This window comes from Neobacillus solisequens, assembly GCF_051233465.1.
Taxonomy (GTDB): Bacteria; Bacillota; Bacilli; order Bacillales; family Cytobacillaceae; genus Neobacillus.
In genome coordinates this window covers 1-10,130 of the sequence record NZ_JBKFGJ010000016.1, presented here as the reverse complement: position 1 = coordinate 10,130, position 10,130 = coordinate 1, and the positions used below count along the sequence as shown (strand labels likewise).

Sequence of the window (10,130 nt, the reverse complement as noted above, 5' to 3'; positions counted from 1 at the left end):
TGACTTGTCCGATGTTCGCTCGGCTTCAGACACAGCCTCAGTTTTTTGGGCTCTGACTTGTCCGATGTTCACTCGGCTTCAGACACAGCCTCGCTTTTTTGACTCTGACTTGTCTGAAGTTCACTCATCTTCAGACACAGCTTCGCTTTTTCGGTTCTGGCTTGTCCGAAGTTTGCTCATCTTCAGACAAAGCCTCGCTTTTTTGGGCTCTGGCTTGTCCGATGTTCGCTCATCTTCAGACAAAGCCTCGCTTTTTTGGGCTTTGACTTGTCCGATGTTCACTCATCTTCAAACACAGCCTTGCTTTTTTGGCTCTGACTTGTCCGATGTTCAATGGTCTTCAGACATAGCCTCGCTTTTTTGACTCTGACTTGTCTGAAGTTCGCTTATCTTCAGACACAGCTTCGCTTTTTCGGTTCTGGCTTGTCCGAAGTTTGCTCATCTTCAGACACAGCCTCGCTTTTTTGACTCTGACTTGTCCGATGTTCACTCGTCTTCAGACACAGCCTCGCTTTTTTGGCTCTGACTTGTCCGATGTTCGCTCGGCTTCAGACACAGCCTCGCTTTTTTGACTCTGACTTATCTGAAGCTCGCTCGGCTTCAGACACAGCCTCGCTTTTTTGGCTCTGACTTGTCTGAAGTTCGCTCATCTTCAGACACAGCTTCGCTTTTTCGGTTCTGGCTTGTCCGAAGTTTGCTCATCTTCAGACATAGCCTCGCTTTTTTGACTCTGACTTGTCTGAAGTTCACTCATCTTCAGACACAGCCTCGCTTTTTTGGCTCTGACTTGTCCGATGTTCGCTCGGCTTCAGACACAGCCTCGCTTTTTTGACTCTGACTTATCTGAAGTTCACTCGTCTTCAGACACAGCCCCGCTTTTTCGGCTCTGACTTGTCTGAAGTTCGCTCATCTTCAGACGTAGCCTTGTTTTTTGAGGCTCTTACTTGTCCGAAGTTTATCTTTTTTCTAGCTCCAACAATTGCTTTTTCATGTCCAACCCGCCCCGGAAGCCGGTTAGTTTGCCATTTTTTCCGATTACCCGGTGACACGGGACCGTGATTAAGACTGGGTTAGCTCCGATTGCCGCTCCGACTGCGCGGACTGCTGCTGGCTTTTGGATTCTCTCGGCAATATCCGAATAGGATCTTGTCTCCCCAAATGGTATCTCACAAAGCGCCTTCCAAACCGCAACCTGAAACGGGGTGCCTCGAAACTCCAATGGCATCGTAAAGCTTGTTCGCTCCCCTTTTAAGTATTCAATCAGTTCTGCCACATAAGGCTGCATTTTTTCATCTTCCTGGACAAGAGGCTGTTCCGGAAATTGCTTTTCCGCCCATGCGGCTAGTTCCTCAAAAGTTCTATCTTGCGGGCTAATGAAGCACAATCCTTTTTCCGTGGCAGCCATATACAATTTCCAATGATCATATATTAATAAAGTCCAATAAATTGCTGAATTTCTGTTCTCCAACTCCATCACCTCTCTACAAAATATTATACCTTGACCCCAATCAAACGTTTAATTAAAAACGAGGAGAATGCTTAAAAATTCCTATTTTTCCTAAATCAATCATAAAAAAATTGTCGTTTAATCAAACGTTTAATTAAATCGTGCAAGCCTATTTTTAATAAAGACTTTTTCCCGGGAAATGTTGAAAAAGAATGTCGATTATTTCCCCTACAAAAAACGCAGTAAATAACGGAGATGATAACTAGCTAAACCTTTTATTTTACTTATTGTAACAACACATCAATAAAAAGATGCTTAAGTAATTTTATCTAAAACGGAAAAATAATTGGGTGAAAATGTTAAAATATTCAAAGGAAATATCTATTCGAAAGGAAGGTAAAATGAATAAAATTCTCTCAAAATATATGACTAATTTTACTTCACTCAGTGAAGAAGAACAGCTGGCCATTACAGACGGTTTACAAATTGTTGAATATAAAAAGGGAAAATACCTTCTTAAACAAGGAGAACGATCCGATATTAAATGCTATTTTGTTTTAAATGGGTGTGTCAGGCAGTTTTTTATTGATGAAAACGGTAAGGAGGTAACATCAAAATTTTTTACTGAAGAACAAGCTATTCCAATTATCAACGAACAGTACGGAAATGATGTATCAAAGTATTCATTAGTATGCGTAGAGGATTGCCTGTTAGTTGTTGGCGATGTGGATTCTGAAAAAGCAATGTTTAACCAGTACCCACAACTGGAAACTATGATTCGCAAAATGATAGAAATTAACTTAAGTGAAATACAAGAACAGTTCGGGGAATATATTCATTCTTCTCCTGAGGAACGATACGAATCCATTTTAAGAAAACAACCTCAGTTGGTTGACCGTGTACCACAGCATCAATTGGCAATTTATCTCGGAATTACCCCTGAGTCATTAAGTCGAATTAAAAAGCGAATAAAGAAATAACAAAATAAAGATCATCTACATTTCGCAATCATCCCTCCATTAAGCAGCATCCAATCATCATGACCACAAAATTCTTAAAAATTAACTTAAGTCAATGAAAGGTTATAAGACCCTTGTTACGATTAAATAAAAATCAACAAGGGGATTTTTGATTTTTATTGGGAAATTGGAGGGATTATGTATGAGAGCAATAGTTTGTGAAAAGTATGGTTCAGCCGATGTTCTTGAATTAAAAGAAATAAAGAAACCCATCCCCACCGAGAATCAAGTATTGGTAAGGGTTTATGCAGCATCCTTGAACTATGGTAACTTGGTTCTTTTGCAAGGCAAACCCTTCCTGGCTCGCTTCGCTTTTGGACTAACAAAACCAAAATACTCCATACCTGGAGGTGACATAGCTGGCATCGTTGAAGCAGTTGGTCAAAACGTTAAACTATTTAAAGCGGGTGATGAAGTATTTGGAGACCTCTCTGGTTATGGCTGGGGCGGTTTTGCTGAATATGTAACTGTCCCCGAAGACGCTTTATCCTTAAAGCCGACCAATATAACCTTCGAGGAAGCTGCTGCGGCGCCTATGGCAGGGGTAACTGCCTTACAAGGGCTACGGGATAAAGGTAAGCTTACATCAGGACAAAAGGTATTGATTAATGGTGCATCTGGCGGTGTCGGTACTTTTGCTGTGCAAATTGCTAAATCACTTGGGGCAGAGGTAACTGGTGTATGTAGTACAAGAAATGTAGAGATATTGCGTTCAATAGGAGCCGATCATATCATTGATTATAAAAAAGAGGATTTCACCCAAGATGAGAAGTGTTACGACTTAATCCTTGGAGTGAATGGTTCTCATTCTATTTCAGCGTATAAACGTGTCCTAAAACCACATGGCCGTTTTGTTCACGTTGGAGGTTCCGAATTCCAATTATTTCAGGCATTGTTTCTTGGACCTTTTATATCAATGACAGGAAGCAAGAAAATAAGTAATCTGTTACAAAGAGCAAACCAAAAAGACCTAGATGATTTAAAAGAATTGCTTGAGACGGGTCAAGTAAAACCCATCATTGATCAACGTTTTAGGTTAAGTGAAATCACGGAAGCATTCAACTATTTTCAAGAGGGCCACGCTCAAGGCAAAGTAGTCATTACGGTATAATTTAAAAGCCTTAATCATGCTTATGTAATTGGCATTGGTCAATATAAAAAAGCAATGCGAATTTCATATGCATTGCTTTTTTATGGTTTTTATCACATGGTTATCTTATCGTTTCTGCAACTCCTGCTGCAGTAATTGGTTGACCATTTGCGGGTTGGCCTGTCCTTTTGTCAGCTTCATTATCTGCCCAACAAGGAATCCTGTTGCTTTTGCTTTTCCGCCTTTGAAATCCTCAATCGATTTAGGATTGTTATCAAGAACCTCGGTGATGATTTTTAGAAGTGCTCCTTCATCAGAAATTTGTACAAGACCTTTTTCTTTTACAATTTTCTCAGCATCTCCGCCGTTTTCAATGAGCTCTTTAAAAACAGTCTTAGCAATCTTTGAAGAAATCGTGCCATTTTCAATCAGCTTAATCATGCCTGCTAAGCCTTCGGGAGTTAGTGGCACATCATGAAGTTCTTTTCCTTCGGCATTTAAATATCCGGAGACTTCACCCATAATCCAGTTGGAGGCCATTTTCGCATCTGCACCGGCATGAACCGTAGCTTCAAAGAAATCAGCTGTTTCTTTGATAACCGTTAATACCTTGGCATCATAAACTGGCAGACCAAGCTCCTCCACATACCGTCTTTGCCGCTCATCTGGAAGTTCAGGAATTTCTGCACGAATCCGCGCCTTCCAATCTTCATCAATAAAAAGATCGAGTAGATCCGGTTCTGGGAAGTAGCGGTAATCATCTGAACCTTCTTTTACGCGCATCAGAATGGTCGAACCTGTGGCTTCATCAAAGCGACGTGTTTCCTGGTCTATTTTTCCTCCATTTGAAACAACTTCACGCTGACGCTTTTCTTCGTATTCCAGTCCTTTGCGGACAAAGTTGAAAGAGTTCAGGTTTTTCAATTCTGTTTTCGTGCCAAATTCCTCTTGCCCTACAGGACGAATGGAGATGTTGGCGTCACAGCGAAGAGAACCTTCTTCCATTTTACAATCAGACACACCCGTATATTGGATAATCGATTTTAATTTTTCTAAATATGCATAAGCTTCATCCGGGGTACGGATATCTGGCTCAGATACAATTTCAATCAATGGTGTTCCTTGGCGGTTAATATCCACTAGAGAATAGCCTTTTTCATGGTTCAGTTTACCGGCATCCTCTTCAAGATGAATTCTGGTTATGCCAATCTTTTTCGTGTAGCCATTAACCTCAATTTCAATCCAGCCGTGCTCACCAATTGGTTGATCGAATTGAGAAATCTGATAAGCTTTTGGATTGTCCGGGTAAAAATAATTTTTTCGATCAAATTTCGTGTTTGTTGCAACTTGGCAATTCAGTGCCATGGCCGCTTTCATCCCGTAATCGACTACCTTTTTATTCAAAACTGGCAACACTCCGGGATAACCGAGGTCGATTACACTTGTATTAGTATTCGGTTCCGCTCCAAAATGGTTTGGGCTGGCCGAGAAAATCTTTGATTCCGTTTTTAATTCTACGTGAACTTCAAGTCCAATTACTGTTTCGAATTCCATGAATGGTCACCTCCTACAATTCCGGCTTTTGTTTATGATAATCTGTTGCTTGTTCGAATGCATGAGCCACGCGATAGACGGTTGCTTCATCAAAGTGCTTGCCGATAATTTGCAACCCTAGTGGCAATCCGGCTTCAAAACCGCATGGTACAGAGATTCCCGGAACCCCAGCAAGGTTCACCGGAATGGTTAAAATATCATTCACGTACATCGTCAATGGGTCGTCAATGTTTTCACCAATTTTAAAGGCAGGTGTTGGTGTTGTCGGTCCAATAATGACATCATATTTTTCAAAGACATTCTCAAAGTCTTGTTTAATCAGTGTGCGAACCTTTTGTGCCTTTTTATAGTAAGCATCATAATAACCAGAGCTTAAAGCAAAGGTTCCAAGCATAATCCGGCGTTTCACCTCATCGCCAAAGCCTTCTGCTCTTGTCTTTTTATAAAGATCTAATAAGTTTTCAGCATTTGGTGTACGGTAGCCGTAACGGACTCCATCAAAACGGGCAAGGTTTGCCGATGCTTCTGATGATGACAATAAATAATAAGCGGCAAGTGCATATTTGGAATGTGGAAGAGATACTTCTTCCCACTTAGCACCAAGGCCCTCAAGCACTTTTAATGCAGCTAATACGGACTGACGAACGGATTCCTTTACCCCTTCGCCCAGGTATTCTTTAGGTACAGCAATTTTTAACCCTTTTACATCGCCCGTTAAGGCCCCTACAAAATTTGGAACATCCACATTTGCAGATGTTGAATCCATTGGGTCAAGTCCTGAAATAGCTTGTAAAAGAAATGCATTGTCTTCGACTGTTCTGGTAATTGGCCCGATTTGATCCAAGGAAGAGGCAAATGCGACTAACCCAAAACGGGAAACACGGCCATAGGTGGGTTTCATCCCTACAACACCGCAAAAAGCAGCTGGTTGGCGAATGGAACCACCAGTATCAGATCCTAGTGAAAATAGCACTTCACCTGCAGCAACAGATGCAGCGGAACCACCTGAAGAACCACCCGGAACCCGGTCAAGATTCCAAGGGTTACGTGTTTTTTTGAATCCGGAATTTTCATTGGAGGAGCCCATGGCGAACTCGTCCATGTTTAATTTTCCGATTGTGACAGTTTCGGCCTGTTGCAGTTTCTGAACTACAGTAGCATCATAAATAGGGTCAAAGTTTTCGAGGATCTTGCTGGCACAAGTGGTTCGCAAGCCTTTAGTGACAATATTATCTTTTACCCCAATCGGCATTCCAAACAGTAAGCCTTTTGCGGAATCTGATTGCAGTTTTTCATCCATGATTTCTGCTGTTTGTCTTGCTTGCTCTTCGTTTAATGTCAGAAAAGCTTGGACCTTGTCTTCAACTTGAGCAATACGTTTATACGATTCATCCACTAAATCTGATACTTTTAGTTCTTTCTTATGTAAAAGTTCATGGAGATCGGATACTTTATGATCAAATAAACTCACCTTACTAATCCTCCTCTTACTCCCCTAAAATGGCCGGAACCTTAAATTGGCCGTCCTTATGCTCTGGTGCATTTTTTAAAACTTCCTCGCGTGGCAATCCCTGCTGCGGAATATCCTCACGCAATACATTTTTCATATCCAGTACATGGTATGTTGGCGCCACATGATCTGTATCAAGCTCATTTAATTGCTCCGCAAATGTGATAATGGCATCCAGCTGCTTTGTGAATTTTTCAGTTTCTTCATCGGTGATGGCTAATCGCGCCAAATTAGCGACGTGTTTAACCTGTTCCGTTGTAATTCGTGACATGTCCAAGACCTCCGTTCGTCGAATATTCATAATAATGATAATATCAAACTTTTCCGCTTCACCGCAATGATTACCATTTCAGTATAGACAATTATCCATAGTTTACATGCAGTTTTTTACCTGACAGTTTTCATTATCTTCCTTTATAATGTCTGTGAGACCCATTTAGGAGAGAAATTAATCATGAAAAAACACAGACGAAAGAAACGTAATATGGTTTTCGTACTGTTTTTGACCTTTTGTGCATTAGCGATGTTTCAACATTATTTTCAACCGCAAAAGCCTGCTCCCCTTGAAAAAATGGACCCATTTGCGGGTGTAAAAAAATATAGAACTCTGTTATATGATGAATTAACCAAATATAATCTGCAAGAGCACACCGACGTTCTAATAGCCGTGATGCAGCAGGAAAGTCACGGACAAGGTGGAGACCCTATGCAAGCTTCCGAATCAATAGGCCTTACGCGGAACTCCATTCAAGATCCGAAGCAAAGTATTGAAGCTGGGGTAAAGCATTTTCAGCAAGTTCTTTCATACGGCAATTCGAAAAAAGTAGATTTCCCTACGATTATTCAGGCCTACAACATGGGCAGAGGCTATATTGATTTTGTAGCACAACATGGCGGAAGACACAACGAAGAACTGGCGAAGCAATATTCTCTTTTAAGAGCCCAAGAAAACCCAACCCTATATAATTGCGGAGGTGATAAGAAAAACTTCCGCTACCCTTATTGTTATGGTGATTTTACCTATAGCACGAAGGTCAGCCACAATCTACAATTATTATCTGACAGCATCCCTGTGAATGGGGATGGCAATCAAACTGGTGGATCATTTTAGTGAATCTGCCGGTTTCTTTTTTGAAAATGGATAAAAAAGATTTGTAATTTTATAAGGTAGGTATCCTAATATTCCTCCAACAGTGTTTAAGATTAAATCGTCTACATCAAAACTGCCAAACTCAAAGATTAACTGCAGCATTTCATATGTCAAACTTAAGCAAAAAGTAGCAACGGCCACTGCACTAAGCCTTTGGAAGTTTTTTGAAAGAAAAGGCAAAATGAAGCCAAATGGCACAAAACCAATAACATTCCCTATTAAATTTTCCATTCGAATCGATACATTGACATCTGCCAGATAGAGATAAAAATAAATGGTTTTGAAAGGCACAAAATTATTGGACCGCCAGTGGTATTCATTGTATGTAAAGTTAAAATGATGAATAATCTCGGAAAGTGGGATATATTTAAACAAGATTAACTTGGTCAGAATAGCAAGATACATACAAAGAATTAAAAACATACTCCATTTTCTCATTCAGTCACTGCTCCATTTTTTACATATCAATGTAAAGATACCATACTTTTGAGTTTAAAGGGGGATTTTATCGTGGCAGAACATGTATTTCATTTAAAGGCAAACTGGCCAGGGTTGCGAAATGATGTTGGTGACATAGAAGTGGGAAATTTACAGACACAAGTTTCGATCCCGCCAGAAATGGATGGTCCGGGTGTGGGAACGAACCCGGATGAAATGCTGCTAGGTGCTGCTGCAACCTGCTATATAATTACGTTGGCGGCGATGATGGAGCGGAGCGGGCTTGAAAAAGAAACCCTCACGATGGAATCGGAAGGGATTGTCGAAGTTACAAAAGGGGTTATTACTTATAAAAAGATCATTCATCGACCGCGTGTTGTGTTGCGGTCTGGGGCATCTGATAAGGATCGGGAATTGGCGCTTCGGCTTGCGAAGAAGGCAGAAACCTCATGTATGATCAGCCGGGCCGTAAAGGGAAATGTGGAAATTGACCTTGAGGCCACAGTGGAAGTAGCTGTAGGTTAGTGTGGATTAACTTTTATGAGGTGTACTTTATAACGACCTTTGGGTTAAGATCTTTTGCCTGCACGGTCGTTATGAGCATTTTTATAACGGCCTTTGGATCAATTCTTCACATCGGTCGGCTTTATGATTCTTTCATAACGACCTTTACTTCGATTTTTTAACCAGGGCGGGCTTTATGAACCTTTCATAACGACCTCTGCTTTATTTTTCTTACCACTGCGGGCTTTATGAACCCTTCATAACAACCTTGCTTTATTTTTCTTTCCACCGCGGGCTTTATGAACCCTTCATAACGAAGATTTCCCACAATCCCCTGCGAACCTGCGTTAAAATGAACCCCATAACAAAAGCCCATAGATTCTTGAATCACTATGGGCTTATTGCTATTTTTTTCTTTTAAAAAGCTTATGAAACCATCCTTGACTCTTATTAACTTCCGGAATAGTGATCGGGGTATTTGTGATATAAATATCCTCTTTGTCAATGGCATGGTCCATGGCTAGCACTAATCCGATGTCAGTGTTGTGTTCTTTATTCGTGACAATAGTATGGCTGATTTTCCGTTTAGAGGCTAATTTTATATACTTCGAGTATTGTTCATACCCCATATTTCCGTTTAAAAACAAATGGGCTTCAGGGTACTCTTTCATCAATTGTTCAACTTGAGGATATACCTTTGATTCTGCCACCTGATTTTTTGTAAGGGCGACGATAATTCGCTCTCGTAGGGATCCTAAGTATTTCCGGCGCTCTTCCGGTTTGGTTTCAAGTGGGCCGGATATACCTTGCTGCAGGATCTCATCAACAGTTTGCTTGTTCAAAAGAAATCAACTCCATTAACCAGAACTACTTATTACCTATGATAGTACATGAAGATTGGTTCCTTTCCAAATTTTTAGGGCATTCTATTGATGACACTTTTGGAAAAATGTTTATGGTTCAGGCTTCAAGGGGGGCCAATTAGCAACCGTTTGAGGCATTATTCCTTTGGTACTGTCGTCAAGATGCTTTATTGATGACCTCTTTTTGAGGATTCCCTTCCTCTTCGTCGCCAAGGTGCCCTATTGGCGACCTCTTTTTGAAGTTTCCCTTGCCCTTCGTCTCCAAGGTGCCCTATTGACGACCCCTTTTTGCAATTTCCCTTGCCCATCGTCTCCAAGGTGCCCTATTGGCGACCTCTTTTTGAAGTTTCCCTTGCCCTTCGTCTCCAAGGTGCCCTATTGACGACCTCTTTTTTTAACTCCCTTCCTCTTCGTCGCCAAGGTGCCCTATTGACGACCTCTTTTTGAAGTTTCCCTTGCCCTTCGTCTCCAAGGTGCCCTATTGACGACCTCTTTTTTTAACTCCCTTCCTCTTCGTCGCCAAGGTGCCCTATTGACGACCTCTTTTTGAAGTTT

At 41.1% G+C, this 10,130-nt stretch carries 10 protein-coding genes; 4 read left to right on the top strand and 6 right to left on the bottom strand.

Features of this window, described 5'->3' with window-relative positions; genetic code table 11:
• Positions 1-955 precede the first annotated feature (955 nt).
• Positions 956-1,474: a methylated-DNA--[protein]-cysteine S-methyltransferase gene (locus ACI3K6_RS15780; RefSeq protein WP_435555560.1), complete on the bottom strand. Its 519-nt coding sequence runs from the start codon at positions 1,472-1,474 to the stop codon at positions 956-958.
• A gap of 374 nt (positions 1,475-1,848) precedes the next feature.
• Here ACI3K6_RS15780 and ACI3K6_RS15775 point away from each other — a divergent pair, with 374 nt between their 5' ends.
• Together ACI3K6_RS15775 and ACI3K6_RS15770 are read left to right on the top strand one after the other, a co-directional pair.
• Positions 1,849-2,427, top strand: coding sequence for a Crp/Fnr family transcriptional regulator (locus ACI3K6_RS15775; RefSeq protein WP_435555559.1), 579 nt, complete (start codon positions 1,849-1,851; stop codon positions 2,425-2,427).
• 181 nt (positions 2,428-2,608) lie between these two features.
• Entirely contained in the window at positions 2,609-3,577 is a 969-nt protein-coding gene (locus ACI3K6_RS15770; RefSeq protein WP_435555558.1) for an NAD(P)-dependent alcohol dehydrogenase, read from the top strand.
• Positions 3,578-3,682: 105 nt separating this feature from the next.
• Here the strand turns inward: ACI3K6_RS15770 and gatB are convergent, their stop codons facing one another.
• From gatB to gatC, 3 genes are read right to left on the bottom strand one after another with little or no spacing between them, the layout of a single operon-like run.
• Positions 3,683-5,110, bottom strand: a complete 1,428-nt coding sequence (gene gatB, locus ACI3K6_RS15765; RefSeq protein ID WP_435555557.1) for an Asp-tRNA(Asn)/Glu-tRNA(Gln) amidotransferase subunit GatB — start codon at positions 5,108-5,110, stop codon at positions 3,683-3,685.
• A 13-nt stretch (positions 5,111-5,123) separates the two neighbouring features.
• Positions 5,124-6,581 (bottom strand): Asp-tRNA(Asn)/Glu-tRNA(Gln) amidotransferase subunit GatA, encoded by a 1,458-nt coding sequence (gatA, locus tag ACI3K6_RS15760; RefSeq protein ID WP_435555556.1) that lies wholly within the window; start codon positions 6,579-6,581, stop codon positions 5,124-5,126.
• Between the two features lie 16 nt (positions 6,582-6,597).
• Entirely contained in the window at positions 6,598-6,891 is a 294-nt protein-coding gene (gatC, locus tag ACI3K6_RS15755; protein WP_335476897.1) for an Asp-tRNA(Asn)/Glu-tRNA(Gln) amidotransferase subunit GatC, read from the bottom strand.
• Between the two features lie 183 nt (positions 6,892-7,074).
• On the opposite strand from gatC, the gene ACI3K6_RS15750 reads away from it, so the two are divergent.
• Positions 7,075-7,731 (top strand): lysozyme family protein, encoded by a 657-nt coding sequence (locus ACI3K6_RS15750; protein ID WP_435555555.1) that lies wholly within the window; start codon positions 7,075-7,077, stop codon positions 7,729-7,731.
• Here the strand turns inward: ACI3K6_RS15750 and ACI3K6_RS15745 are convergent.
• Positions 7,723-8,208 carry a VanZ family protein gene (locus ACI3K6_RS15745; protein WP_435555554.1) on the bottom strand — a complete coding sequence of 162 codons (486 nt, stop codon included), beginning with the start codon at positions 8,206-8,208 and terminating at the stop codon, positions 7,723-7,725. The genes ACI3K6_RS15750 and ACI3K6_RS15745 overlap by 9 nt on opposite strands.
• A gap of 72 nt (positions 8,209-8,280) precedes the next feature.
• Here ACI3K6_RS15745 and ACI3K6_RS15740 point away from each other — a divergent pair, with 72 nt between their 5' ends.
• On the top strand, positions 8,281-8,733 hold the full coding sequence (locus ACI3K6_RS15740) for an OsmC family protein (RefSeq protein ID WP_435555553.1): 453 nt from the start codon (positions 8,281-8,283) through the stop codon (positions 8,731-8,733).
• Positions 8,734-9,116: 383 nt separating this feature from the next.
• Here ACI3K6_RS15740 and ACI3K6_RS15735 read toward each other — a convergent pair whose 3' ends face one another.
• The gene (locus ACI3K6_RS15735) at positions 9,117-9,554 is read right to left on the bottom strand and encodes a YueI family protein (RefSeq protein ID WP_435555552.1); all 438 of its coding nucleotides are present in this window, start codon (positions 9,552-9,554) and stop codon (positions 9,117-9,119) included.
• Between the last annotated feature and the right edge of the window lie 576 nt (positions 9,555-10,130).

Bases quoted from the DNA above. Each gene is read 5' to 3' on its own strand.
- ACI3K6_RS15780 (WP_435555560.1), bottom strand. From the start codon at position 1,474: ATGGAGTTGGAGAACAGAAATTCAGCAATTTATTGGACTTTATTAATA.
- ACI3K6_RS15775 (WP_435555559.1), top strand. From the start codon at position 1,849: ATGAATAAAATTCTCTCAAAATATATGACTAATTTTACTTCACTCAGT.
- ACI3K6_RS15770 (WP_435555558.1), top strand. From the start codon at position 2,609: ATGAGAGCAATAGTTTGTGAAAAGTATGGTTCAGCCGATGTTCTTGAA.
- gatB (WP_435555557.1), bottom strand. From the start codon at position 5,110: ATGGAATTCGAAACAGTAATTGGACTTGAAGTTCACGTAGAATTAAAA.
- gatC (WP_335476897.1), bottom strand. From the start codon at position 6,891: ATGTCACGAATTACAACGGAACAGGTTAAACACGTCGCTAATTTGGCG.
- ACI3K6_RS15750 (WP_435555555.1), top strand. From the start codon at position 7,075: ATGAAAAAACACAGACGAAAGAAACGTAATATGGTTTTCGTACTGTTT.
- ACI3K6_RS15745 (WP_435555554.1), bottom strand. From the start codon at position 8,208: ATGAGAAAATGGAGTATGTTTTTAATTCTTTGTATGTATCTTGCTATT.